Source organism: Vibrio sp. 2092, from assembly GCF_033339635.1.
Classification (GTDB): domain Bacteria; phylum Pseudomonadota; class Gammaproteobacteria; order Enterobacterales; family Vibrionaceae; genus Vibrio; species Vibrio alginolyticus.
The window spans coordinates 107,068-132,785 of record NZ_JAWOUY010000009.1 but is presented as its reverse complement, the minus strand read 5'-3'; the positions used below and the strand labels follow the sequence as shown (position 1 = coordinate 132,785).

At 43.9% G+C, this 25,718-nt stretch carries 29 protein-coding genes; 13 read left to right on the top strand and 16 right to left on the bottom strand.

What is annotated here, in order from left to right; genetic code table 11:
- Positions 1-17 precede the first annotated feature (17 nt).
- The 3 genes from R7P80_RS16520 to R7P80_RS16510 all read right to left on the bottom strand — a co-directional run bounded on the left by R7P80_RS16520 (position 18) and on the right by R7P80_RS16510 (position 3,175).
- Complete coding sequence (locus tag R7P80_RS16520) at positions 18-908, bottom strand: RNA polymerase sigma factor RpoD/SigA (RefSeq protein WP_025768458.1); 891 nt, start codon at positions 906-908, stop codon at positions 18-20.
- A 333-nt stretch (positions 909-1,241) separates the two neighbouring features.
- Positions 1,242-2,684 carry a diguanylate cyclase domain-containing protein gene (locus tag R7P80_RS16515; RefSeq protein WP_017635871.1) on the bottom strand — a complete coding sequence of 481 codons (1,443 nt, stop codon included), beginning with the start codon at positions 2,682-2,684 and terminating at the stop codon, positions 1,242-1,244.
- A gap of 203 nt (positions 2,685-2,887) precedes the next feature.
- Entirely contained in the window at positions 2,888-3,175 is a 288-nt protein-coding gene (locus tag R7P80_RS16510; RefSeq protein ID WP_017821594.1) for an alternative ribosome-rescue factor A, read from the bottom strand.
- A 365-nt stretch (positions 3,176-3,540) separates the two neighbouring features.
- Here R7P80_RS16510 and R7P80_RS16505 point away from each other — a divergent pair, with 365 nt between their 5' ends.
- The 4 genes from R7P80_RS16505 to R7P80_RS16490 all read left to right on the top strand — a co-directional run bounded on the left by R7P80_RS16505 (position 3,541) and on the right by R7P80_RS16490 (position 5,385).
- On the top strand, positions 3,541-3,750 hold the full coding sequence (locus tag R7P80_RS16505) for a cold-shock protein (protein ID WP_005375625.1): 210 nt from the start codon (positions 3,541-3,543) through the stop codon (positions 3,748-3,750).
- 89 nt (positions 3,751-3,839) lie between these two features.
- Positions 3,840-4,385, top strand: a complete 546-nt coding sequence (locus R7P80_RS16500) for a YaeQ family protein (protein WP_213873921.1) — start codon at positions 3,840-3,842, stop codon at positions 4,383-4,385.
- Positions 4,372-4,914 (top strand): hypothetical protein, encoded by a 543-nt coding sequence (locus R7P80_RS16495; RefSeq protein WP_005375629.1) that lies wholly within the window; start codon positions 4,372-4,374, stop codon positions 4,912-4,914. Before R7P80_RS16500 ends, R7P80_RS16495 begins: the two co-directional genes overlap by 14 nt.
- 111 nt (positions 4,915-5,025) lie before the next feature.
- Complete coding sequence (locus tag R7P80_RS16490) at positions 5,026-5,385, top strand: glutaredoxin family protein (RefSeq protein WP_005375631.1); 360 nt, start codon at positions 5,026-5,028, stop codon at positions 5,383-5,385.
- Between the two features lie 191 nt (positions 5,386-5,576).
- Here R7P80_RS16490 and R7P80_RS16485 read toward each other — a convergent pair whose 3' ends face one another.
- Entirely contained in the window at positions 5,577-6,203 is a 627-nt protein-coding gene (locus R7P80_RS16485; protein WP_225491740.1) for an OmpA family protein, read from the bottom strand.
- Positions 6,204-6,485: 282 nt separating this feature from the next.
- Here R7P80_RS16485 and R7P80_RS16480 point away from each other — a divergent pair, with 282 nt between their 5' ends.
- Together R7P80_RS16480 and R7P80_RS16475 are read left to right on the top strand one after the other, a co-directional pair.
- Positions 6,486-7,118, top strand: coding sequence for a thiol:disulfide interchange protein DsbA/DsbL (locus R7P80_RS16480; RefSeq protein ID WP_005375635.1), 633 nt, complete (start codon positions 6,486-6,488; stop codon positions 7,116-7,118).
- A 13-nt stretch (positions 7,119-7,131) separates the two neighbouring features.
- Positions 7,132-7,605: an FKBP-type peptidyl-prolyl cis-trans isomerase gene (locus R7P80_RS16475; RefSeq protein WP_005375638.1), complete on the top strand. Its 474-nt coding sequence runs from the start codon at positions 7,132-7,134 to the stop codon at positions 7,603-7,605.
- An 82-nt stretch (positions 7,606-7,687) separates the two neighbouring features.
- On the opposite strand, the gene cyoE is transcribed toward R7P80_RS16475, so the two are convergent.
- Genes cyoE through R7P80_RS16455 form a run of 4 tightly spaced genes read right to left on the bottom strand, consistent with a single transcriptional unit; the run spans position 7,688 to position 10,928 of the window.
- Positions 7,688-8,587, bottom strand: a complete 900-nt coding sequence (cyoE, locus tag R7P80_RS16470; protein ID WP_132936356.1) for a heme o synthase — start codon at positions 8,585-8,587, stop codon at positions 7,688-7,690.
- A complete protein-coding gene (locus R7P80_RS16465; RefSeq protein WP_132936355.1) occupies positions 8,580-9,599 on the bottom strand; it encodes a COX15/CtaA family protein in 1,020 nt (339 codons plus the stop codon). Before R7P80_RS16465 ends, cyoE begins: the two co-directional genes overlap by 8 nt.
- 11 nt (positions 9,600-9,610) lie before the next feature.
- Positions 9,611-10,147: a cytochrome oxidase biogenesis cluster protein gene (locus R7P80_RS16460; RefSeq protein ID WP_132936354.1), complete on the bottom strand. Its 537-nt coding sequence runs from the start codon at positions 10,145-10,147 to the stop codon at positions 9,611-9,613.
- Positions 10,137-10,928, bottom strand: a complete 792-nt coding sequence (locus R7P80_RS16455) for an SURF1 family protein (RefSeq protein ID WP_165935320.1) — start codon at positions 10,926-10,928, stop codon at positions 10,137-10,139. The genes R7P80_RS16460 and R7P80_RS16455 overlap by 11 nt, the downstream gene beginning before the upstream one ends.
- Here R7P80_RS16455 and R7P80_RS16450 point away from each other — a divergent pair.
- A complete protein-coding gene (locus R7P80_RS16450) occupies positions 10,927-11,163 on the top strand; it encodes a DUF2909 domain-containing protein (RefSeq protein WP_005375504.1) in 237 nt (78 codons plus the stop codon). The two genes, R7P80_RS16455 and R7P80_RS16450, sit on opposite strands and share 2 nt — an antisense overlap.
- Before the next feature lie 24 nt (positions 11,164-11,187).
- Here the strand turns inward: R7P80_RS16450 and R7P80_RS16445 are convergent, their stop codons facing one another.
- From R7P80_RS16445 to coxB, 4 genes are read right to left on the bottom strand one after another with little or no spacing between them, the layout of a single operon-like run.
- A complete protein-coding gene (locus R7P80_RS16445) occupies positions 11,188-12,072 on the bottom strand; it encodes a cytochrome c oxidase subunit 3 (RefSeq protein ID WP_005375506.1) in 885 nt (294 codons plus the stop codon).
- Between the two features lie 51 nt (positions 12,073-12,123).
- Positions 12,124-12,663: a cytochrome c oxidase assembly protein gene (locus tag R7P80_RS16440; RefSeq protein WP_005385211.1), complete on the bottom strand. Its 540-nt coding sequence runs from the start codon at positions 12,661-12,663 to the stop codon at positions 12,124-12,126.
- A 20-nt stretch (positions 12,664-12,683) separates the two neighbouring features.
- Positions 12,684-14,315, bottom strand: a complete 1,632-nt coding sequence (gene ctaD, locus R7P80_RS16435; protein WP_005375510.1) for a cytochrome c oxidase subunit I — start codon at positions 14,313-14,315, stop codon at positions 12,684-12,686.
- Positions 14,312-15,475 (bottom strand): cytochrome c oxidase subunit II, encoded by a 1,164-nt coding sequence (coxB, locus tag R7P80_RS16430; protein WP_005385208.1) that lies wholly within the window; start codon positions 15,473-15,475, stop codon positions 14,312-14,314. Before coxB ends, ctaD begins: the two co-directional genes overlap by 4 nt.
- 330 nt (positions 15,476-15,805) lie before the next feature.
- On the opposite strand from coxB, the gene R7P80_RS16425 reads away from it, so the two are divergent.
- Complete coding sequence (locus R7P80_RS16425; RefSeq protein WP_171344123.1) at positions 15,806-17,500, top strand: phospho-sugar mutase; 1,695 nt, start codon at positions 15,806-15,808, stop codon at positions 17,498-17,500.
- Positions 17,501-17,599: 99 nt separating this feature from the next.
- On the opposite strand, the gene R7P80_RS16420 is transcribed toward R7P80_RS16425, so the two are convergent.
- Both R7P80_RS16420 and R7P80_RS16415 read right to left on the bottom strand, forming a co-directional pair.
- Positions 17,600-18,022 carry a GNAT family N-acetyltransferase gene (locus R7P80_RS16420; RefSeq protein WP_213866240.1) on the bottom strand — a complete coding sequence of 141 codons (423 nt, stop codon included), beginning with the start codon at positions 18,020-18,022 and terminating at the stop codon, positions 17,600-17,602.
- Between the two features lie 79 nt (positions 18,023-18,101).
- Positions 18,102-18,734 carry a LysE family translocator gene (locus tag R7P80_RS16415; RefSeq protein ID WP_005375522.1) on the bottom strand — a complete coding sequence of 211 codons (633 nt, stop codon included), beginning with the start codon at positions 18,732-18,734 and terminating at the stop codon, positions 18,102-18,104.
- 229 nt (positions 18,735-18,963) lie between these two features.
- Between R7P80_RS16415 and R7P80_RS16410 the strand changes: the two genes are divergently transcribed.
- The 3 genes from R7P80_RS16410 to R7P80_RS16400 all read left to right on the top strand — a co-directional run bounded on the left by R7P80_RS16410 (position 18,964) and on the right by R7P80_RS16400 (position 20,892).
- Positions 18,964-19,791, top strand: a complete 828-nt coding sequence (locus tag R7P80_RS16410; RefSeq protein WP_005385198.1) for an AraC family transcriptional regulator — start codon at positions 18,964-18,966, stop codon at positions 19,789-19,791.
- Between the two features lie 79 nt (positions 19,792-19,870).
- Positions 19,871-20,581, top strand: coding sequence for an AzlC family ABC transporter permease (locus tag R7P80_RS16405; RefSeq protein ID WP_225491741.1), 711 nt, complete (start codon positions 19,871-19,873; stop codon positions 20,579-20,581).
- On the top strand, positions 20,581-20,892 hold the full coding sequence (locus tag R7P80_RS16400; protein WP_005385193.1) for an AzlD domain-containing protein: 312 nt from the start codon (positions 20,581-20,583) through the stop codon (positions 20,890-20,892). Before R7P80_RS16405 ends, R7P80_RS16400 begins: the two co-directional genes overlap by 1 nt.
- Here the strand turns inward: R7P80_RS16400 and R7P80_RS16395 are convergent.
- Both R7P80_RS16395 and R7P80_RS16390 read right to left on the bottom strand, forming a co-directional pair.
- Positions 20,889-21,503: a fumarylacetoacetate hydrolase family protein gene (locus R7P80_RS16395; protein WP_225491765.1), complete on the bottom strand. Its 615-nt coding sequence runs from the start codon at positions 21,501-21,503 to the stop codon at positions 20,889-20,891. The two genes, R7P80_RS16400 and R7P80_RS16395, sit on opposite strands and share 4 nt — an antisense overlap.
- Before the next feature lie 221 nt (positions 21,504-21,724).
- Positions 21,725-22,783, bottom strand: coding sequence for a porin (locus R7P80_RS16390; protein ID WP_064354590.1), 1,059 nt, complete (start codon positions 22,781-22,783; stop codon positions 21,725-21,727).
- A gap of 609 nt (positions 22,784-23,392) precedes the next feature.
- Here R7P80_RS16390 and R7P80_RS16385 point away from each other — a divergent pair.
- The gene (locus R7P80_RS16385; protein WP_005375535.1) at positions 23,393-24,364 is read left to right on the top strand and encodes a porin; all 972 of its coding nucleotides are present in this window, start codon (positions 23,393-23,395) and stop codon (positions 24,362-24,364) included.
- Between the two features lie 464 nt (positions 24,365-24,828).
- On the top strand, positions 24,829-25,686 hold the full coding sequence (locus tag R7P80_RS16380) for a DMT family transporter (protein WP_225491742.1): 858 nt from the start codon (positions 24,829-24,831) through the stop codon (positions 25,684-25,686).
- Positions 25,687-25,718: the final 32 nt, after the last annotated feature.

Sequence of the window (25,718 nt, the reverse complement as noted above, 5' to 3'; positions counted from 1 at the left end):
ATAAGGGGCTAAAAATCTTAAACCCAACCATCGAATCGGAGACGTTTCTGCACGCGTTCAACCGCCTCTATCTGCATCTGACGAACACGCTCGTTAGATACGTTTAATAACAGGCCTATTTCCGACAAGGTTTTCACTCTCTGGTCAAATAATCCGAATCGATGGATCAAGACTTTCTGCAACTTAATTGGCAAAGTTTTAATAATATTTTCAATAGCTTGAGTAAAGCACTGGTTTTCACAGTCTTGTTGTGGATCTGGCGTATACTCACTTTCACACAGTTCAAGAACAAATGGAACACGATGTAGGTCCGCAGTGGTCGATACATCAATAAAACCACTTAGAGCAACAAGTTCATCTATACGTTCTGCTTTCACCCCTGAGCAGCGTGAGAGTTCAGAAATAGACAACTCCTTGCTCTCACTTTTTGACGCATCGAGCTTTTTTAAAGCCAGGCTATTTATCTCTTTGCACACATGAGCAGGTAAACGTACCGTGCGGCCATTGTTCATTAATGCCGCTTCTATATTCTCGCGAATCCACCATACCGCATAAGTAGAAAAACGGTAGCCTGGCTCAGGATCGAACTTATCGACCGCTTTTATCAAACCAATGTTACCTTCTTCTATTAAATCAAGCAGAGTAAAGTTATTGCCTGGCCGTTTGAGGTAACCTTTTGCGATTTTCACAACAAGTCGAAGATTAGACTCAATCAACATTTCGCGCGCTTCTTCATCACCAGCTCGATTAAGTTTGGCGTAATGCAACTCCTCTTCACGAGACAACAAATCAATCCCCACAATATCTTTGAGATAGTGAGCATAAGGGTCTTTCCCAACTGACAACGATTCTTTCATTGACAGTTCATCCGTGACAGCTCGGAACCTAGCAAAGCATTCGTTGTTCATTCCCCGTCCTTCTCAAGCCAACTTATTTCTTATCTTCTTTAATTGTTTTTGTACAACACTGTATGCATCATGCTTTATATGCATTACTTTACACTGAGTGTAGACAGGGGTTCTGATCTTTACCAAGAAATCACTTATCACTTTAAAACAATTACTGCTTCTATGATAAAAACGTGAGCAGGTGGGGGGTTATATATATGAAAGTGCAAGTATTTGTACGCAAATTGGCCTCAAAGAAAACAACGCAACGTGATCGTTAACGCTTACCACGTTACTCTGACTAAAACTTTGAGGCTTGAGGATGGTTTGAAGTATCAGTTGAATTAGCGAGATCTAATTCACTTGACGAAGCGCAGGTTGAAGCTGACAGTCTGTTATAACTTGGAAAACTGCACGATTCTTTCCTTCAGACTTACCTTGATACATCAACTCGTCAGCATCTTGCAAGCTCACGATGTGGGTAAACTCAGGATAGTAAGCACAGCCCAAACTGATACTCAAATGAATTGCTTGTCCGCCCAGTATAACAGGCTGATCGTAAACTGCTTTACAGAGCATATTGGCAAAATTGAGTGCTTCTCGCTCTGACAGAGAAGACGTAACGAGTGCGAACTCTTCTCCTCCAATTCTCGCCAATGTCATTCGGTCATCAGTCATCGACTTAGCGGCTTCTGCGATGGCAACTATTGCTCGGTCTCCAGCAAGGTGGCCATATCGATCATTGATTGATTTAAAATCATCAATATCAAACACCATCACCGTTAAGTTTCGCTTCAAATGATTCAGTAGCGCCAATTGCTCAATAAGGTGTCTACGGTTGTATAGCTTTGTGAGAGAATCCGTCAACGTCATCTCCAGCAATTGCTGATTGGCAATCGTTAATTGCCTTGTCCGAAGAGCAACCATACGTTTGAGGGCAAAAATATGATAAAGCGTTGCGACCGCCATAATGAAAATAGCAATAGGGAAAAGATAAAGTGGATAAACCGTTTTCACCACACTCCAACGGGTGAGGATCCGCTCACGATCCGTATCGATGACTTTTTCAAACGCTCTTGATACCTCTAAAATGGAAGTTGCACTGTGCATTCCTGCTGCAATCCGAAGATCTTTACTATATAAGCTAATTGTCGGGACAAACATACCCGCTCCCGGCGTGGTTGCCATATAAAAGTTAGCAACTTGCAGGTCTGCAACAAAGTACAGCACCTTTTTATCGACGGCGGCTTGTATCATCGAATCATTGTTAATGTATTCTGCGATAGGTGCATTCGGATAATTCGTCTGAACAAACTCAGACTCGTAACTTCCTTTAACAACGCCAATTGGCAGCGTCATTTCGCCAGTTAAAACACTCCTGATATCAACCGAAAGTACATCTTTATTTACGTACAATTTGGTTTGGATAGGCATTATGACGGCGCCAAAGTCCATATACTTCGCTCTTTCGGGCGAGTAGACAAGTCCTCCGTGAAAGTCAGCCTTACCCTCTTTTACGGCTTGCAAAGAAGCATCCCAATCCAAAAGGAGAAACTGAACGTCAATTTGGTTGTTCGCCGCGTACTCTTTCCAAAAGTCGATTAAAATACCTTTAGGTTCACCATCTGGGCTAAGGTAAGAGAACGGCTTCCACGCTTTGGAGTTAGCAACAATTAAAGAATGAGACTCTGATTTGTGCGCATGCGCCATCGGACAAATGGACAGCCACAGTAGTAATAAAGAAGCACACGCTTTTTTACATTTGCAACCATAAGTACCATAACTCGTCGATGACATACCTACTTCTCACCAGTCTTTTTAAACCATAATCTCGGCTGTTTGATTAGACTAAAGATATAGTAGAGTTGCATAAGACAGGAAGTGACGCTTATTGATATGAATCTAACTTAGTAAGTTTTAGTACTTAATTGGTACTTTCAACGCCTGGTTCGCTGAAGCAGTTGAAGCAGTTGAAGCAGTACATGATAAATTAGGAAAACTTATCTGGTACTAAAAAATTGAATATCATCAGTTTTGCAAACACCTAGTACCAATAAAAAAGCCCTATTCAAAATCCACCTTGGGGAGAACTTTGAATAGGGCTCTTTGCCTCTATGCTTCATTTTACGGCTGAAGCTACCTTTACCTTTTTTCGCTTTAACGACTCGTGTTTGGAACAGCTGACTGGTAACAACCGCTTTTAACGCGTTGTCTTTGATTTCACCTCTGCCGAAGTCGGTCTCATGTTGTGAGCCACTCGGTTGAGGACTGATTTTACGCTTTGCCATAAATCCTCCTTAATGGTCGAACCAGATTGGACAATAATTATATAAATAAGTCAAATTTATAGATTTAGTTGAATTTTATGCTAAAAAACTTCACATCACCGTCATTTATTTGAAATTTAATCAAAAACATGCTGGTTAAATAGTGACTAAATACAAATATTTGTCCATAAAGCACTAATATATGTTGACTCTTCGTGGAATTAACCTAGACTCAAACACGGCTAGAAAGAAAGTTCTTTGTTTTCACATTTCGTTGGATTACTTGTAACCCGTCGTCCTGTGGTACGCAATAGCAATTTATTTTTCCACGCTATAAGCGCCGTTGAGGCGAAAGATTACATTATTTAGATATTTAGGAAATAGACATGTCTAACACAGCTACTGGCACAGTTAAGTGGTTCAACGAAACTAAAGGCTTCGGTTTCATTCAACAAGAAAACGGTCCTGACGTATTTGCTCACTTCTCTGCAATCACTGGTGACGGCTTCCGTACTCTAGTTGAAGGCCAGAAAGTAGAATTTGTTATCTCTCAAGGTCAAAAAGGCCCTCAAGCAGAGCAAATCAAAGTACTTTAATTCTTAAAGAATTTGATACGATAGCCAGCTTTTAAAGCTGGCTATTTTTTTGCCTAAAACTTATTTTGCCAACAAAACGATATAAATCTATGGCTCTTAAACCAACCATTTACAAATTTCGTATCGCCATTTCCGATATGAATAATGACTATTACGATTCTAAAAATCTAACTATCGCCCTTCATCCTTCTGAAAAGCCGCAACGAATGTTGGCTCGCATTCTAGCTTACTGTTTAAATGCTCAAAGCAATCTGGAGTTTACAAAAGGACTCTCTACGATTGAAGAGCCTGATTTATGGCATGTTGGCGATGATCAAAGCATTACTCACTGGATTGAAATTGGCGAACCAGAACCAGACAGAATTAAGAAAGCTTCTCGCCTAGCAAAGCATGTAAAAGTTTACACTTATAACACCAAAGCGGCTGTCTGGTGGGACAAAATGTCAGGAAAGTTCTCAATGCTTCCCGTCAACGTAGAGGGCTTTGACTATGACGCTATCGACTTGATTTGTCAGCACCTTGACCGAGGTACTAGCCTTTCTGTTATGATTACTGGCAGCTCAATTTTTGTTGATATCAATGATCAGCATATCGAAGTAACGGTGAAGGAACTAAAAAACCATGACGTCTCTTAGTGAACTGAGTCAAGAGATGGGATTTGAAGAAATCCCCTTTGTTAAAGAACATAAAGCAGCAAAGCGACGTTGGTTAAAAGAACAGTCACAACTATTTACAAAAGTTTGTGAGAACAAACCCACAACAGCACCTACTCTTCACCTGCTTGGCCTTTTGACCAAATCACATATTGAAGCAAGTGCTAACTACGAGCAACATGCTCACTCTACCCAGCGTATGCAGCAAGTTCTGACTGACTCCTTGGGTAATGAGCACGCGGATAAGTTTACTAACCAATCTGCTGAAGACCTAATCTTAGTCACCCACCTTTGGTTATACACGCAAGGCTATTTAAATATGGATTTCAGCTTGGCGCACGATCATGCTGAGCAGACTCAAAATACATTGCAGCACGAGCTTGTCATAAAACGCATGGACGTTGATGCATTCAGAACCGAACTCATGCAAAGTTTTTATCAAGGTAAGGAAGCCCGTCCGGCTTCAGCAAGTGGCTTTTGGGGTTGGTTTAAACGTCTATTTTCCGCATAAAATACATGGTTTTATCCATTTCAAACAACTGATAGACTTCACGTTCAGTGCAACAAGCATCATGATTGCATTCTTAAAGGACAATTACCCAATGAACATCAAGGGATCATTATGAAGTTTATCCGTTGGATTTTAGGCAAGGTTATCTTATTGCTGAACGCGGTGTTCTCACCTCGTGGTATTAAGCGCACCGCAGAAGAACAGCAACGTATTGATGAAAAAGCGAAACAATACGCACTTTACCAATTTGAAGCCTGCCCTTTTTGCGTAAAGGTCCGCCGTGCAATGAAGCGTCAATCGGTGAACATTGAGCTACGTGATGCAAAAAATAACCCGACTCATCGAGCTGAACTAGAGCAAGGTGGTGGGCGAGTTAAAGTCCCTTGTCTTCGTATCGAAAAAGATGGCGAGACACAGTGGTTATACGAGTCATCTGACATCGTCGCTTACGTTGAAAAAGAATTTGCCTAAGTTCCCCCTATGAACATTGGCGGATGTAAAAGAGGCACCTAACGGTGCCTCTTTTCTATTTTTTCTAGCTAAATGTTGCCGTGCGAGCTTTCCTTATTCAGTCTTCTTGCTCAACTCCGAACTTAAACTCCACTAAGCAAATAACGGGGATGCGAGAACAACACAACGAAGATTACCGCCTAACGTCTGCGTTATTCATCCACGATCAATGTTAGCTCTACGCGCCGATTGCAAGCTTTACCACTCGCTGTCGCATTGCTGCACTTCGGTACATACTCTCCGAAGCCTCTAGAAAACACTCGTTGACGTGGAATACTCGTCGCCAATAGTTGTTTTTCTACTTCACGAGCTCGCTTTTCAGATAGCGTGTCATTGAAGCTTTCAGCTCCCGTGCTATCCGCATGACCATCAATCACGACATCAACATCAGTTCTTCCAGCCAGATAGTGACCAATGTTTCGAATCCAGTCTTGAGATTGAGCAGATAACTGTGCAGAACCCGTTTGAAAATGCACTTGCTCTTTCAAACGTATCATCAGGTGACCACCACTGAGCGTCTCGTGAGGAATGTTATGCCTGCTCAGGAACATTTCCAGAGAGGTCACGTTTTGCGACTTTTTTACTGACGCCCTCGCCGTTTGATATGAACGAGGGGAAGAAGCCACATTGGATGCGCTCGGGTATCCCCACTCTGGGTATCTCAGCTCAGTGTTTGATTTAGGAGCTGTATCTAAAATGTTCCCACCAGGGACCATATCTTGATCGAGGCTGCTGCACCCGGCCAGAATGCCACAAACAATTAAAAACCAATGCTTCATACCATTACCAACGTAGAAAAACTCTTGTTCATTGTGTCGACAAAACACGCCGAATCTTTAGCGCTTTTGTCCACCGACTGGTTTGTCTATGCAGCGTTCATGCCACTGGAGTCAATGCAAAATCATCTCTCAAATAAAACGCAACACTAAAATACCCTACCCTTACAGTCCATACGTCAGGCAAAGTCTGTTACCAATGGTCTCACTTTATTGTTATTTAATGGTTTTAGTCACTATCGTTAACCGATAAACTAACGCAAATTTCTCATTTAGAGCACTACTATGTTAAAAACCATATCGAAAGGCTTTGCTGTTGTTGTTGCCGTAATGGCTTTGTCGGCATGCGATAGCGGCAAGAGTCAGCCTCAGCAAGGCAAACAATACGAAGTTTTGCCAGTATCCCTTGAAGAATATGATTTAGCTCCCCTGACTGAAGCATTCTCTTTAACTTGTGGCCACTGCCGCTCAATGGAAGAGTTTGTCCCTCAAATTGAATCATTGACCGATCAAAGCGTTGAAAAAATGCATGTAACGTTCAATGAAAGTGCACAAGTGAGCGCCATCATCTTCTATACTGCCGTAATGCAGCTTGAATCAACACCAGATAAAGCGTTTATGGCGGATCTTTTTACTGCTGTGCAAATGGGTGCCGATGCAACGGCTGAGGAACGCCAAATCGCCGTAGAGAAAGCCTTTGAGTCTCGCAACCTTATCAGCCCTTACCATTTAGATGAAGCACAGCAAAAAACGCTGTTTGAGTACATCACTAAGGCAGAAGCGATCACGACTCGCGGCCAAATTAACTCCGTTCCAGCCTTTATCGTAAACGGAAAATATCAAGTGATTACTGGTGGTCATGACAGCGTTGAAGCCATGGCAGAAACCATCAACTTTTTGCTAAAACAACCTAAATAGACAAGGAGATTACGTGTCTAAATTTTTGTTTCCTCTTATTATTTTTATCTTGGCGGGCTTTTTCATTTACCGTACTTGGACAAACCATAAAGTAGCAGATGAAAACTTTGCCAAAGGCCAAGCATTCTTACTAGAAAATGCGAAAAAAGAAGGCGTCATCACAACAGAAAGTGGCCTTCAATACATGGTTCTTGAAAAAGGCGAAGGTGAGGTTCATCCAACGGCAACAAGTAAAGTAAAAGTACACTACCACGGCACCTTGATTGATGGCACGGTATTCGATAGCTCTGTTAATCGTGGTGAGCCTATTTCATTTGGTCTTAACCAAGTCATTAAAGGCTGGCAAGAAGGTCTACAATACATGGTAGAAGGTGAGAAAATCCGCCTTTTCGTACCAAGCACGCTTGGCTATGGTAAGAGTGGCTCTGGCCCAATTCCACCAGCAAGTGTTTTGATCTTTGATGTTGAACTGCTAGAAATTCAATAAATCTAGAAAGCTTTGTCTTAAAGCCAAAGTATCAAAACCAAAAACGCCGCGAACCACGCGGCGTTTTCTGTTTTAAGAAAGGTTAAAAACCAATATAGTGATCCGAAAGCAATGCAATGAACAACGCCAAAAGATGATAGATAGAGAATTTAAACGTCTCCATCGCGGTATTTGGCTCTGGTGCATATTTTAGCTTCCATGCATGGTACATAAAGCCAACATTGAGTAGTAGCGAGGCAAAAAGATACACCACGCCGACCATACCAACCAAAACCGGTAGGACACAAACCAAAGTCAATAGCACCGTATACAACAGAATAGAAGTTTTGGTGTACTCAATGCCGTGTGTCACTGGCAGCATGGGAATATCTACCTTGCGGTAATCCTCGACACGATGAATAGCGAGAGCCCAAAAATGTGGTGGCGTCCAGATAAAAATGATCATCACGAGCAGCCAAGCATTCGCATGTAATTGCCCTGTTACAGCAGTCCAACCGAGAAGAGGCGGCATCGCACCGGCAATCCCTGCAATGACGATATTTTGGGGCGTAGCACGTTTGAGGTACATTGTGTATACCATCGCATAGCCGAGCAAACTCATCAAAGTCAACCATGCCGTCAGCGGGTTGACCATCGCATATAGAAGTACAAACCCTAAGACACCTAAAACTGTAGCGAAGGCTATCACCGATGATGGTTTAGTCTCACCCGATGGCAATGGTCGTTTGTGTGTACGTGCCATTCTCGCATCAATTCGGCGGTCAATTAGATGATTAAACGCTGCCGCAGACCCTGCCATCAGACCAATCCCCGTTAGGCCAACTACCGCGTGCAACCAGGGGAAATCATCAACCGGGGCTAAGCTCATCCCTACTACTGCCGTCACCAACATTAACGCCACCACTTTAGGTTTCGTTAACTTCAAATAAACGGAACTTAGTCGCTTTCGCCCATTTAACGACAGCGCGATTTCTTTACTCATAGCGAACTCCTTTCGCGGTGTAATTCCAAGCCGTTTTACCTTGCCACAAGTAAAACTGACTAACACAAACGAGACTCAACATAACAGCGGCACCAAGGTTGTGCGCCACCGCGACATAGATAGGAAGTTGAAATACTACGTTGCTTACACCCAGCATAGTTTGGCACACCAGAGTGAATAACAACCACCCTCCGATTCTCTGTGAATGATGAGAATCTTGCCTCATAAGCCCAATACTATAAGCCAATACCACGGTGGCGGTAACAATAGCGCCTATACGATGAGTGACGTGTATAGTCATTCTTGCCGGATACTCCAAGACACCAAATTCATAATTCTCGAATCCAGTTTGCCAGAAAGAAAACGCTTCTTTCCATGAGAGATGGCTCATCCAGTCTCCCTCACAAATCGGCAGTGTGGTACACATCAGCGCAGCATAATTTGACGAAGTCCATCCTCCAAGGAGCACTTGCACCAAAACAACCAGAAAAACCAACAATGAAAAGCCTCTCAGAGAGCTAGAAGATGGAGAGAAATAGAGATTGTTTTGCGCTTTTAATTGGCAGTAAAAAATCGCCTGTAACGCCAATAAAACAAAACCACCGAGCAAGTGAAGCATCACGATGACGGGCATTAATTTAAGAGTAACTGTCCACATTCCCAAAAGTGCCTGCCCAATCACCAATACGCTGAGCAACATCGGAATGGTTGAATTTACACGCTCAGACCTTATTGATATCGCTGCCATCGCAAAAATGACTAAACCTAACGTTCCTGCAAAATAGCGATGAATCATCTCAAGCCATGCTTTCTCATGCTCTACTGCCCGCTCGGGGAAGTTCAGGTTAGCACGTATGACGTCTTCTTCTTGATGCGGCACAGAAAAGTGCCCATAACAACCAGGCCAATCCGGGCAACCTAACCCTGCATCTGAAAGGCGAGTATATGCCCCTAACATGATCACCACGAGAGTTAGCAGCAAACTGAATCTAACCAACTGAATTAATTTCATATGCACTTCCTCTAACCGACTCGTGACAGTTTTAAGAGCTTGCGTAAGTCCGCCAACATACCTTTATTCAATAGGACTAAGTCCTCATTTGGTTTCGGCGAGTAAGACATCACCAGTTGCCCAAGAGGATCAACGATCAACATTTGCCCAGGTTTCACTTTTGCGGTAACCAATTCATTCATTTGCATCGCTAACATCGATACTTCTATGGGATCTGAATGCTCAGTCTGCCAAACGACTGGCACTACTCGCTCTTGATACTTACCTAAAGCAACATGGCTTTGCTGAAGCAGGTAAAGCTGCTGTTTACACTCTTCAGTGCATTCGTTAGGCAATACATAAGCGAGTTGCCAACCATGGTCTTTGAGAGGTGACTCTTGATCAAGTTGCTCTAACGTCGTGTATGGTTCGACTAACTCGCCTCTATTGGTCACTCCGCTTTGATACCACCCTTGTGTGAGAATGACTTTTGCAATGACAGCGGGAAGCGCGAACGTACAAACCAGCGCAATCAACATTAGTCGTCCTTTGGTTACTTTAGATGTCATGCTTCACCTCCATGTGACGCAACTTTTTTTGCCAACGAACAAAAACAATTAAAGTCAGTATTAAGAAAACACCTGCCATCGAAAACCATTGAATCGAATAGCCAAAATGTTTGGCACTATTGAGTGGTAATGGATTCCAAGGAAAGTCATAGGGCCAACGAGTTAAATTGTCTGGCTGCAAGACTGCGGGCATAAGTTCAATATTCAGTAGCTGATTCAATTGCGCGATGTTTAGGTTTTGCACGCGAATAACATCACCAACTTCCGGCATTAACTCTGAGCTCAGTGGATTAGTAGATTTTCGGTACAGGCGTCCTGTGATGAAAGTCGGATTATCGAGTTTGGTGACCGTTGGTAACATTGAGCGTTCTGCTCTTCCCTCGACAAAACCAAGCTCCAATAACGCATAGGTACTAGGCTCATCGCTCGTCAATACAATCTGAAATGCTAAATATCCCACACTGCCTTGATGCGTTTGGTTGTCTAACAGAATTACGGGAAACGCCTGAGGAACAACATTAACTTCCACTTTTTTCCCGAGGATACTTTCCTCTCGCCAGTCGTTGTCTTCAAGAACGACGCTTAGTGCTTGGTACGCACTATCCGCACGCGCGAGAATGGCTTGTTCCAATGCTTGTTTTTCTTGCCCTCTCTCAAACTGCCAAAAACCCAGTTTGACCAAAAGAGAAAACACAACCACAGTTAAACCAACTGCAACCCAAAACCGTTTCGATAGCCATAATTGTCTTGATAACAACAATGATGAAACCGGAGGTGCCATGTCCACCGTATTTCTATTCAAACTGACGCTTGTCCTTTTGCTGCTTTTCATTATCTTCAACCTCGCAAAAGCGCTTATCGAAATGGTTCGTGAAGACCCAGATAATCCTGAAAAAAGAGACAAACCCATGAGTCATTACTTAGGCCGTCGAGTCATGTTCTCCGCTTTGGTGGTCGTCCTTTTGCTTATTGCGCTCAGCTCGGGTTGGCTAGCACCAAACCCTCGCCCTTATTAGTCGAACCAAGAGTTCACACTGCGCCTAAAGTACGTAAACAAACACAAACAGACATAACCAAACCACATCCACGAAATGCCAATACCAGCTGCCGGCTTGAAAGGCAAAATGGTTCTTTGGCGAAAAGTGATCTTTAGCGATTCTGAACAGCAGCACGATCAAGAAGATAGTCCCAAGACAAACGTGTAAACCGTGGAACCCCGTCAACATGAAGAACGTGTTACCGTAAATACCGGACTGCAACGTGAGCCCTATGTCTTGATAAGCATGAACATACTCAACCGCTTGGTAATATAGGAAAAAGCCAGCAAGTACGATGGTTATCTCTAACCAAACAATCAGTGCCGTTCTTTTGTCTTGTTCAAGGCTTATATGCGCCATATGTAGCGTAATAGACGACAATAGCAGCAAGATAGTATTGGTAAGGGGTATGCCCTGCCACGGCATAGCTTGTGTTGTTTCTCCCCCCGGTGTCAGTGTGAGTGGCCACATCGCTTCGAAGGTTGGCCACAGGACTTCGTTGGTCATGAAGTTATTATCTGCCCCACCTAACCAAGGCACAGAAATCATTCTGGCGTAAAACAAGGCACCAAAAAAGGCACCAAAAAACATCACTTCAGAAAAGATAAACCAGCTCATTCCTTGGCGAAAAGAACGAGTAATTTGCGAGCTGTATTTTCCACTCAGTGATTCAGTAATCACATTACTAAACCAACCAGCCAACATGTAAAGCAAGAACAAGAAGCCCACCGCTAGCACAATGCCACCAATGGTTCCCACTGCACCGCCACTTTGTGTCCCCTGGACGGTCATGCCTGCGCCAACAGCAACCAAAAACAGAGCAAATGCACCGATGATCGGCCAGCTACTTTGAGCGGGAACATAATATGTTCCTGGCTTGTTACTCATAATTTCTCTCCTTACTGACCAACCTTGGTCTGTATCTCTCTCCCTGAGTGGCTAAGAGCCTGTAGGAGGGGGAAGTTTATAGAGTGTGTAAGACAGCGTTAACGTGTGTATAGACTCCGGCAAGTCCGGTTCGATATAAAAAATCAACGGCATTTGAGCTTGCTGTTTACCATCCAGAGGCTGCTGGTTAAAACAAAAACACTCAATCTTATTGAAGTAAGCAGCTCCAGTCCCGGGAGAAACAGAAGGAACGGCTTGCCCCACCAACTTCTGCCCGCTTTCATTAAATGCAAGGTATTCGGTTTGCACGACTTCACCTGGGTGAACATCCATCGAAATCACTTTGGGTCTAAACTCCCAAGGCATATCTGGGCTGACATGCGCCATAAACTCCACGCGAACAGTTCTGCTCATGTCCGGTTGCATACCTGTCGGTTGAATGGCGGCTACTTCACTTGTCTTTCCATTGATTCCCAGTGCGTCGCACATCACGTCATAAAGTGGGACCAGTGCATAGCCGAAGCCAAACATTAACAGGGTCGCCAAAAGCAACTTCACTGTGAGCTTCTTGTTTGATGGATTCGGTTTCATGTCACTCACCCCACTCTTTGCTAGTCAATCTTAGGCGGTGTAGTAAACGTATGATGCGGCGCAGGGCTTGGCACTGTCCACTCTAAGCCTTCCGCACGTTCCCACGGTTTTGCAGAAGCCTTCTCCCCGCCACGAATACACTTGATCACCAACCATAAGAAGATCAGTTGTGACAACCCAAATGCAAACCCACCAATTGATACTATTTGATTAACATCAGCAAACTGAATGGCGTAATCCGGTATGCGCCTTGGCATGCCTGCTAAGCCTAGGAAGTGCATTGGGAAAAACAGGACATTGACGGAAATAATTGAGCACCAGAAATGCCATAAACTCAGCTTGTGGTCGTACATATTGCCCGTCCACTTAGGTAGCCAGTAGTATGCTGCTGCCATGATCGAGAATACCGCACCAGATACCAACACATAATGGAAATGGGCAACCACGAAGTAAGTGTCATGATATTGGAAATCCGCCGGCACAATCGCCAACATCAGTCCCGAGAAGCCGCCAATAGTAAAAAGCACAATAAAGGCAATGGCAAACAACATTGGCGTTTCAAATGTCAGAGCTCCACGCCACATGGTGGCAACCCAGTTAAAGACTTTAACCCCCGTTGGTACCGCAATCAGCATAGTGCAATACATGAAGAAGAGCTCAGCAAAAACTGGCATCCCCGTGGTAAACATGTGGTGCGCCCACACAAGGAAAGATAACAATGCAATGCTGCACGTCGCGTAAACCATCGAATGATAACCAAACAGCTTCTTACCACTGAAAGCAGGCAGAATGGCGGAAATGATTCCAAACGACGGTAAAATCATGATGTACACTTCTGGGTGACCAAAGAACCAAAAGATGTGTTGGAACATTACCGGGTCACCACCACCAGCTGCGTCAAAGAAGCTAGTCCCGAAATATTTGTCAGTAAGAACCATGGTCACTGCCCCCGCTAGTACCGGCATAACCGCGATCAACAAGAAAGCAGTAATTAACCAAGTCCAAACAAACATTGGTAACTTGAACCAAGTCATTCCCGGAGCTCGCATATTTACGATCGTCACGATAACGTTGATCGCGCCCATAATGGAGCTGATACCCATGATATGCACAGAGAATACAAACAGCGCAGTGCTATCTGGTCCATAAGTCGTGGACAGCGGAGCATAAAACGTCCAACCAAAATCAGGACCGCCGCCAGGTAAAAACAACGAGCTCAACAAAATAAGAAATGCAAAAGGTAAGATCCAAAAGCTCAAGTTGTTCATGCGCGGCAGCGCCATATCAGGAGCGCCGATCATCATCGGGATCATCCAGTTAGCAAGACCCGTAAATGCTGGCATCACCGCACCAAATACCATCACTAAACCGTGTACCGTGGTCATTTGATTAAAAAACTGCGGATCGACTAGCTGTAGCCCTGGCTGGAACAGTTCGGCACGAATGATCATAGCCATCGCACCACCTGTTAGAAACATCGCAAAGCTAAACCAAAGGTAGAGGGTGCCTATGTCTTTATGGCTTGTAGAATACAACCAACGAGTGATGCCCTGGGGTGCATGATGCTCGTGACCATCATCAATCGCAATGGTACTGTTCGCACTGGCTTCTGCTGGCGCAGACTTCACTGCCTTATCTATTGGCTTACTCATATTTCCTCCTTAGCACTGCCTTGTGCCTTAAAGGCATTCACATCGGATGCTTGCACTGTATCGCCAGTATCGTTGCCCCATGCATTTCGTTGATATGTGATAACCGCGCCAATTTCTTTGTCACTTAACTGATTAGAAAAAGCCTGCATTGCGGTGCCCGGGCGACCGTTGACAATAATATCTATGTGCTCTGTAACATCTCCGGTTGCAATAGGACTGCCTTTAATCGCGGGAAATGCACCCGGAATCCCCTCACCATTTGCCTGATGACACACAGCGCAACGCGCCGTGTATATCGATTCGCCTTGCGACATCAATTCATCCATAGATAAGTCTTGAGAGAGCGCTTCTTGTGCCGCCGCTTTTTGAAGTGCGAGTTCTTCCTTCTTACTCGCTAGCCATTCATCGAACTTTTCTTCTTCCATCGCATGCACCACCACTGGCATAAATCCATGTGCACGACCACATAGCTCCGCACACTGACCGCGATATACGCCTGGCTCATCAATTCTTGTCCATGCTTCATTAATAAAACCTGGAATGGTGTCTTTCTTGACGGCAAAGTCCGGTACCCACCAAGAGTGAATGACATCATCAGAAGTCATCAAAAAACGCACTTTGCGATTCACAGGCAACACCAAAGGGTTGTCTACTTCCAGTAAGTAATGTGCGCCTTTAGCTTCGATTCCATCAATTTGTTTTTGGCTGGTGGCAAGCAAACTAAAAAACTCAACATCTTCGCCAAAATAGCTGTAATGCCATTTCCATTGCGAGCCTGTGATCTTGACCGTGATATCTGATTGGCTTGTGTCTTCCATTGCTACTAGAGTTTTTGTTGCGGGAATCGCCATAGCGACAAGAATGATGATGGGTATGACCGTCCAAATAATTTCCACTTTTGTACTTTCATGGAAATGTGCGGCAACTGCTCCTTTTGACTTGCGATGACGGAAGATGGAATAGAACATCACACCAAAAACAATCAAAGCAATTACACAGCAGATATAGAAAATCAGCATATGTAATTCATACACTTGCCCACTTATCTCTGTGACCCCTTTTGTCATGTTGTAGTCATTTTCCTTTGACCAACCAAAAGAGGAAAATGTGATTAAAATCACATTCAGTGATAAGGCTAGAGTAGTCGTTAATCTTTTCAAAAGATCTCTCCTCTGCTCAGCCGCTACGCCTACGCGAGCTTCCTTGCGTCCCGATGCAAATATCGAACAACTTTACGAAAAATCACAAAAACTACGATTTCGACACGGTTTGTTATATTTATGTTAAAAGGCTAGTTATAGTTCCAAGGTTCTTCAAGAAATTAAATATGATTAAATTTTGTTCGGATAAGAAAAATTAATTCGGTTTATCGATTGCCCTCTTTGAAATGTAATTGAGAACCATTTACATTGATTTAAAAGAAAACATTGAGATACTTACCAAACGAAGTGTCCAAGAAAGTAGGCTCCCCCTACTAAGGAATGACTGATATGACAGCACTAATTACGCAATGGCTAGAACGAGACCCTGATCCTAAGACTCGTGAAGAGCTACAACACCTCGTCGATACGAACAATGAACAAGAACTTACTGATCGCTTTGGCTCACGCCTTGCCTTTGGGACTGCAGGCTTACGTGGCAAAGTGGGCGCAGGTCCAAACCGAATGAACCGCTTGGTGATTCAAGAGACCGCCACTGGTTTAGGGAACTATTTGCTTGAGCAAGTCAAAGATGCCGCGAGTCGTGGTGTCGTTATTGGCTACGACGGTCGTCCCGATTCAAAACAATTCGCGCATGATACCGCATCCGTACTGACGGCCCTTGGTATCAAGGTTTACCTAACGTATGAAGTTGCAGCAACCCCAATTGTTGCGTTTGGTGTCCGTACATTGAATGCTGCGGCCGCTGTTGTTGTTACTGCCAGCCACAATCCACCAGAATACAATGGCTTTAAAGTATATTGGGAAAATGGCGCACAGATTATTCCTCCGCACGACTCTGGAATCGCAGCGAAAATTGATGACGCAACAACGAAGCCATTACCTTTAATGTCTCTCGATGATGCAAAACAGCACGGTTTGTTAGTTTGGTTGGAAGACGACTACTACCAAACTTACCGTAAGACAATGAATGAAAACGCGCTGCTTACTCCTGACAACAACACCGATATTTCTATCGCTTACACTGCAATGCATGGCGTTGGCGCGAATATGGCGGAAACGCTACTTGCCGACGCAGGCTTCCAAAAAGTGGCAAGTGTTAAGGAACAGCGCGAACCTGATGGAAGCTTCCCAACCGTCAACTTCCCAAACCCTGAAGAAGCCGGTGCAATGGATATGGTGATGGCGTTAGGTAAGTCCGTAGATGCCGATATCGCTTGCGCTAACGATCCAGATGCGGACCGTTTTGCCGTGGCAGTTAAACGCCCAGATGGCGAGTATCAAATGCTAACGGGTGATCAGGTGGGCTCACTGTTTGGCGATTACTTGTTGGAACAGCAACCTAACGCTTTGGTTGGCAACACCATCGTATCCTCAAGAATGCTGAGCAGCATCGCTAAGGCGCATGGCGCACAATACTATCAAACATTAACTGGCTTTAAATGGCTTACTAACGTTGCCATGGAACAAGAGACAGAAACCAACCCATTCTTGTTTGCTTATGAGGAAGCGCTCGGTTATACCGTGGGTAACAAGGTGTGGGATAAAGATGGTTTATCTGCAATCGTCGCGTTTTCACAGCTAACAGGCAAGCTTAAAGCGCAAGGCAAAACACTGTGGGATAAACTGGAAGAGCTGTACCGCGAGCACGGTTTCTACTTCAACGCGCAACGCAGCATTGCTCTCGACCCGAACTCACCACCAATCGGCGACAAACTCCGAGCCAATCCACCAACAGAGATTGCTGGTAAAAAAGTTGCAGTAACCGAAGATCTTAAAACATCGGTTCGCATGTTTGACGACGGCTCTGAAGAATCCATTGACTTACCAGCAAGTGACGTATTGATTTATCACCTAGAAGATCAATCACGCGTGATTGTTCGTCCTTCTGGTACTGAGCCAAAACTAAAATGTTACTACGAAGTCATCAACCTCTTCCCTGCGGATATGAGCTATGAACAAGCACAGCAAGCAGCAGAAGCGAAGATGAACGAACTTATCGACGCGCACCAGCAAAGTTTGTAAGTCAAAGGGAAACATAGATATTTGATACAACAAGAGGCGCAAATTCGCGCCTCTTTTTTGATTTTGACTAGAACAAGTCAAGCTAACCCGTGCTTTTCCCTAGCCTACAATTTCCTTTTGTAGAAAGTACTTGTGGATGCCCTCTGCAGGATAGCCTGAGTACTGCCCCACTTTCTCAAAACCTAATTTGAGATAGAACTCAAGAGCTTGAAAGCTGTAGGTATCCAAATAAACATGGGTAACCCCGTGAGGCTTTACTCTTTGTTCTAGCATCGACATTAATTGGCTACCGAGACCAGAGGTTCGACTTTCAGCGTCTACCCACAAAAACTCAACAAACACCGTATTTTTAAACATTTCGCCAGTCAAGCCACCCATGATCTTGCCATTCTCATCTTTTGCGAAACAGCCTACAGCATGCACTTCCCCTTCAGGTAAATGCAGTCGGTTATAAGATCGAATACCTTCACGAACAAAATCAAGGTCTGTTTGATCTGGATTTAAACAAAATTCAAGCTTCATATATCCTCTCCTTAGGAAACACCAATATCCTAAAACAAAAAGCCAGCAATTGCTGGCTTTCTGATGGAATATGATAACTTTACAAGGCGAAACTACTCAGCATCCACAACGCCAGAATAACAAACACTAACCCCATTAGTTTATGTTGATACGTGCGGAATTTTTCGTTCTCGAGCAGCCCTTTGCCCAATGTGCCTGCTAACCCAACAAGTAATAAATTGAATGACAAGCCAAGAACGTTCAACAATAACCCTAGCGCTAGCATCTGCTCACCGGAAGATGCCGTGATATTGCTTGAGACAAACTGCGGTAAAAACATTACAAAAAAGACCAAGGCTTTAGGGTTAAGCAAATTACTCATCAAAGCACGTTGATAATAAGTTGATGCCATTTTGTTTTGACCATCAAGCTCTGGAGCCGAAGATGCCTCAGCTCGTAAGCAGTCCCAACCCATTTTTAGCAAGTAAGCGCCACCTAATAGATGAAGGACTTTAAGGGCTATTGGGCTCATGGCAATCAGGGTAGATACGCCCATCGCAGCAAGCAAAGTAAGAATAACACCAGACGTCGCATTGCCTAAGCTAGCAAAAAGACCGACCTTCTTACCGTAACTCATACTTGAGCTCGCTATCAGCAACATATCGGGCCCTGGTAACAGCAACAAAGCCACTACTGCGGTGAGATAAACAGGAAGTACAGATAAATCAATCATGATGGAACCGCTTTTCTACAACAAGGCGGCGAATGTTATACCAACAAAATGACATCATCCAGCCCAAAATAGCCAAGATAACTCAAAAAATAAAAATCATAGTTTGCCCATATGAGAAATAGCAATCAATTCGCCTGTTTATCAAAATCGAATAGCAATTTTGTACAAAAATAAGCACGATGGATCCGTTACACTTCTAAAATGATTTTCTTGAGCAGACCGGATAAAGATGAAAGAAAAGAATAAGGAAATCGCTACCTTCAAGATAGCTCAAGAGCTCGGAGGTTTAGAGCTTCTCGATGCAAAGTATGAGAAGCAGAATTTTTCACGCCATAGCCACGAAGGTTACACTATTGGTGTCATCGAAAAAGGGGCACAACAATTTTTTAGGACGGGCGGGAATCATATCGCGCCACAGGACAGCATCATCCTTGTTAATGCAGATGAAGTACACAACGGGCATTCAGCCTCGGAAGGCGGCTGGGAATACAAAGCAATGTACCCCGTACCTCAGCAGTTTCAAACTTTAGGACAAGAGCTTGGCTCACCAAACGTAGCTCTGCCCTATTTCCCTCAACCTGTGGTTTACGATCCTGAACTGGCTAGTCAGTTACGATTGGTATTTGAAACACTAGAAAAATCAGACAACCGTTTATTGAGAGAAACTTTAGTTTACGGCACGTTGATCAAGCTAGCCAGTAAACACAGCACTCATCGGGCACCACTGAAAGAATCAACCAGAGCTCAGCGACAAGTGCAGCTCGTCAGAGAATTTTTGGAAGACTTTCCACAAACGGACGTCTCACTAGAAGAACTCGCGAAGCTGTCTGGATTAAGCCCTTTTCATCTGCTGAGAGAATTTCAAAAGCAATTTGGCTTTCCGCCTCATGCCTATCAAATTCAGCAACGTTTACGTATGGCGAAGAAGCTACTAAAAATGGGACAAAAAATTTCAGACGTGGCACAAGAATGCGGCTTCCATGATCAAAGCCATCTGCATCGACACTTTAAAAAAGCCATGGGCGTCACTCCCGGCCAATACGTCCGTCACAGCTAAAGCAGCAATATTGTACAAGGCGTTATGCGACTACCGAGCTATCTTGGTAATCTGATTTAGGAATAAATAAGAAGAAACTATGGACCACACTTTGCCGTTAAAAAAAGAATCAAAAGCCACGCTATTTTGGCAAGGTACACTTGCGATGATGCCTCTGAGTATCGCAGTGCTCCCTTGGGGCTTACTCGCAGGCTCATTCGCAATTGATACTGGGCTTCACCCTTTGGAAGGACAAGCACTATCCGCCATTTTGTTCGCAGGTTCTGCACAGCTCGTCGCGATGGGAATGATTAAAACGGGAGCAGGTCTAGTGACCATGTTACTGACAACGTTTTTTATCACCTCTCGACACTTCCTCTACAGTGTATCGATGCGCAGTAAAATTGCACCGCTCCCTCTAAAATGGCGATTATCACTCGGCTTCTTACTTACTGACGAGCTGTTTGCGATTGTAGGCCACCATTCCGATAAACAATTTAATCGCTGGTATGCACTTGGGGCTGGTCTGAGTTTTTACCTGTTTTGGAATGTCGCGACATTGACGGGCATTATTGCGGGAAGTCTAATCCCTGAACTGAACGAAATGGGTTTGGAATTTGCTGTAGCCGCTACTTTTATCGCGATAGTAGTACCCACCATTAAAAATGCAGCGGTGCTCGCGAGTGTTATTGTGGCTTTGGTGAGCTCAGTTGCCCTAACCTATTATCAAATTGAGGGAAGTTTGATGATTTCGAGCATTTTAGCCATGCTTACTGGTTACTTTGCGGAACAAGTAAAGGAGAAACGCTAATGATCATGTTGGCTATTTTGCTGATGACGGTACTTGTTTTCACCAGCCGCTACTTGTTTTTAGAACCCAAGCTACCATTGCGATTAGGGACGCGCACTCAAAAAGTACTCAATTACGCTAGCCCCGCAGTACTGACTGCGATCTGGGCACCGATCGTTTTCATTCCCGATGGGGAGCTCAGCGTCAATGTGCAAAACCCATTTTTACTGGCTGCCGTACTGGCTGCTTTAATCGCGTATTTTACTAAAAATGTTCTTTTAACGACGGTTATCAGTATGGTGGTATTTCTCGTTCTACGAATTTGGCTTTAATCCGCCAACCACTCAATCTCCAACAAGGTGACATCGCCACACTTTAATCGACCAAGGAAGATGTCACCTTTATGTACCTCACCAACGCCCTTTGGTGTACCAGTCATCACTACATCGCCATCTTGAAGTGTTGTGTAACTGGTTAATTCATCCAGGATAGTTAGCGGCGGATAGAGCATTTGGTTAACGTGACCTTTTTGTACACGAACACAGTTGATTAAGAGCTCAAGGTTAAGATCATTGATATCAATGTTATCCAAAGAGACAAACCGACTAAACACAGCAGAGCCATCAAATGCCTTAGCTCGCTCCCACGGCAACCCCTGATTTTTAAGCGAGGATTGCAAACCACGCTTAGTCAGATCCAATCCCAAACCAACCGCTGAATAACGTCCATCCTTGATCAAAAAGCAGATTTCAGCCTCATAATGAAGGGGCTCTTGATGGAATGAACGCAGAGTTGTTGATACGGAGGTTGCGGGTTTATTAAATACAACCATTTGCTCAGGCATTGCATTATTAAGCTCATGAATGTGTTCAACGTAATTTCGTCCAACACAAAGCACTTTACCCACTTCTACTTTCTTTTCTTCAACTTGAATAACACTCATCATTCTTCCCTGCAAAACAAAAATCCCATCATAATCTAACCTATTGACTTAACGACACTAAATAGCAACCTCTAGTGTAAAAAATAAGACATTCACCCCGTTTTGAATTTTGTATCATCTAATTGAAACAGCAAAGTATTTGTAAAACAAATAGACAAAAAAGCCAGCACGAGGCTGGCTTTAGATCAATGAGCTTGAATAATAGTTCTCGCTAAACCCTATTATAGGTAGTAACGAGCACCTAACGCCCATTTGTCATCAGTTTCACGACCATTGTCGTCATTTAGGTCAAACTGGTAACCCGCGTAACCAACAAATTTAGGCGTGAAGTTGTATTCTGCTTGTAGTGCCATTTCTTCACGAGCAGTTTCTGTTTTAGAGTTCTTAAACTCTTTACCTTCCACCATTTCATAGTTAACACTCAAGTTTAGGCTGTTCGCCAGAGCGTATGCGATGATCGCCTCGTACGCATCACTTTCTTCTAAACGGTCACCTTTTGCACTGAAGTTCATGTTTTCGTTTGAACCATAAACTGCAGCAAGGAATAGGCCTTGGCCGTACGCACCGTAAGATGCTGATACAACGTGTGATTCCGCCGTGTGCTTACCTGCATATGCAGGGTGCTGGAAATCGCCGCCATTGTAAGAGTAACCGATTTTAGCGCCCATGATTGAGTAAGAAAGCGCAGCTTGCACACGGTCATCGTATTTAGCACCGCCAGTTATAACTCCAGCATCGTTGCGCGTGTAATCATCGTTTGCACCCTGCCAACCAAGACCAAAGTTGATCACACCCGCTTCACCCAGCTCGATGGCATTACGGTAAGAAAGCATTTTATCCGCACGGCCAGTGCCAAGGTTTCCATGATCGTCATAGATGAAGTCGTTGGCAAACGCGATTGGCATATCTGCAATACCTGCGACATCGTAGTAAGGTGACCATTGCGTACCACCTACTGCACGACCATAAACCTCATGCGTTACACCTAAGTAACCTAGACGAGTTTTAAACGACTCTTCACCACCGTCTAAGTAGTTTAGCGCCCATTCACCACGTGCGTCTGCGGTGAAGCCATTACCCAAATCCTGTGTCGCAGAGATATTGATACGAGGAGAGTTAGTACCCACATCCGTGTCACCTTGCTCTGATCCATTTAAATTAACAGAAACGTGGCCGCCCATCGAAAATGTTGTGCCATCGTTATTATATAGTTCCACTGCAACTGCTTGAGTACCGAAGGTTGCTGCCGCGATTGCCGCTGCTAATAATTTTTTATTCATTTCTAAATCCATTACTTATTAGTTGGTTAGTCAGTTTTAGACCCGGCTTTGGTTCACTTTCGTAAAAACGAAATGATGAACAAAGAGAGGAATACAAAGGCTATCCGAGGCATCGTTTCCACCAGATTAGTTTTACCTTTGTGTAACAACTGCCGACACTTTATTTGATTAGTTCCTGACAACCGAGTGAAAAGATCTCAGACAAAACCTAAAAAGCAATCGTTTACTTAGCCTTCAAGAAATCGAGAAATAAAAACCTTACAATAAGAAATGCTTTAGAGAGAGTTAGCTCACAAATAGCTGATGATTCGCTATTTTTAGGCCAAACTTCCCTGCCAAATTGAAATGTTTACTTACATTTAGGGTCAAGAAGCAATTCAGGAACTTTTTGAAAAAAACACAGTCTTTAACGGAGAGGAAAAAACCTCAAAAAAGATAAACCTTTCTTTTTATAAGTGGTATGAGAAGGGGCACATATTCTTGCCAGCAATAAAAGTGCAATCAAATCATAACTTAACAGAAATCTATCTTTCATTTTCAGCCTTTACCTTAGCGTCATCAACACATCGGGCAAGAAAGCCCATCGATTACAACTAGGGTAATAAGAAAATGAAAAAGGCAGCACTAACTACTGCAATTCTTACAGCATTGGTATCAGCACCATCATTCGCAGCAACTGTATACAAAAACGACGGTACTGAATTAAAAGTTGGCGGCCGCGTTGAGTTTCGTGGTGACTTCATCGGTTCAGACGGTGCTGAAGTTGAAGGTTCTATGGAAGATAAAAGCCGTGCTCGTCTTAACCTAAAAGGTAAAACAGACATCGGCAACGGTCTTTCTGCTTTCGGTGTTTACGAAGCCGAACAAAAAACGGGCAAGAGTGAATTCAAAAACCGCTACATGTATGCAGGCGTCGACTCTGATATCGGTGCTTTCTCTGTAGGTCGTCAAGACATGGCTGCAGTCATCATCTCTGACATGACGGATATCACTGAATTCTCTGGTGTTCAGCAAGTTATTGATTCGTCGTCTGATAAGCAAGACAGCGTTTTCGCATACCGTGGGGCGTTTGATGCACTACAACTTCAAGCAACCTACCAAGCAAACTCTAGCGATAACGAAGATAAATACGGCATCTCTGGAATGTACTCACTACCAATGGGCCTCGACTTTGGTCTTGCATACTCTGGTGGCGATGTAGATAAAGATAACTCTGAAGATCAAATTCTAGGTGGTATCGCTTACTCGATGGACAACCTTTACCTAGCAGGTACTTATTCTCAAGGTTCCCTGACTGACTCTGAAGACTTTACGGCTTACGAGCTAGTCGCAAGCTACAAAGTAGCAAGCAAAGTGACACTTGCAGCTCTATACACAGCTCAAGAGAATGATCCAGACAACGGTTCAAAGTACGACACCGTTGAAGGTATCGAGCTTGTTGGTTACTACAAACTAAACAGCAACTTCCGTACTTACCTGTCTTACTACATCAACCAACTTGATGAAGCAAAAGATGCAACAACAGGTCTAGTAACAGAAGGCGAAGATACACTGCGCCTAGGCGTACGTTACGATTTCTAATTCACTCTTGTCCTAAGAGCGAGTCCACTTGGCCAGCACCTTTGCTGGCCATTTTTTATTTAACCCAACACAACTCGATAAGTTTTCACACTATCCAAGCATCGCTCAGCAATGAAAAACGAGCGTAACGACGCCTACTTCTGCCCTCTTTTAATGCGATTGATCACTAAGTTAGTGCATTTCATCTAATCGACAACATAGAAAAACCAAAAAACCATTTAAAATCAAACATATAAAAGTTGGCACGTGTTCTGCAATATTATTTATGCAAATGCATGGCAGCGTTTGTGCTTCTCGTTCTTTGTACCTGTTATAACAGGCACGTCCTTTGAATTGGTAATGTCGCCTCCCTCTGGGAGGCATTTTTTTATTGGCGCGAAAAACAATAGGACGTATGATCCCGCCACCTCTATCAAACTGGAATTTTTCAATTGAATCATCATCCTGTTCAAGGTGCGTCCTGGATGCTAACAGCTGGCTTGGCATTCGCCATAGTGAACAGCTTCGCCCAAATTGCTAGCATCAACTTTGGTGTCTCCTCCACCACATTTGCGTTATTCCAATATGCAATCGCCTTATTTGTTATTCTGCCCTACCTACGTACACTTGGGATTAGACGTTCTTTAAGAACCCAACACTTTGGCTGGCATGCATTCCGCATTTTTCTCTCTGTTATCGGGATTCAACTTTGGTTATGGGCTCTCGCTTACCCAGTTCCAATTTGGCAAGGTATTGCACTTCTCATGACCTCCCCGTTATTTGCCACAGTTGGTTCTGGCTTGTTACTCAAAGAGAAAGTAGGTACTGCACGCTGGCTCGCTACATTGACGGGGTTTGTTGGTGCCATGATCATTCTTGAGCCTTGGGCAGACTCATTTACATGGGCGACCCTGCTCCCTGTTGGCGCCGCATTTTTCTGGGCAGCGTATTCATTAATGGTTAAAAAAATGTCGGTAAACGATCCGCCTTCAACCATGGTCGTCTATTTGTTACTGCTGATAACGCCATTTAATATCTTGTTAGCGATACCGACGTTTACTATGCCAGATACGTGGACGATATGGGGTGTGCTTTTAGCCGCAGGTGCACTTACAGCACTCGCTCAGTGGGCTATCGTTAAAGCATATGCAGTAGCAGACACCTCATTTGTGCAACCATTTGATCACGCCAAACTGCCTTTGAATGTTGTTGCTGGTTGGTTGGTGTTTGGTTGGGTGCCACCTGGTCGTTTATGGTTAGGTGCTGCGATTATTATTGCATCTATTGCGTTTATTACGCATTGGGAAGCGAAAAAGACAAAGTTAGTTGAAAGAAAAATCTAATTTAAAAGTTCTATATTTTCAGGAAAGGAAAT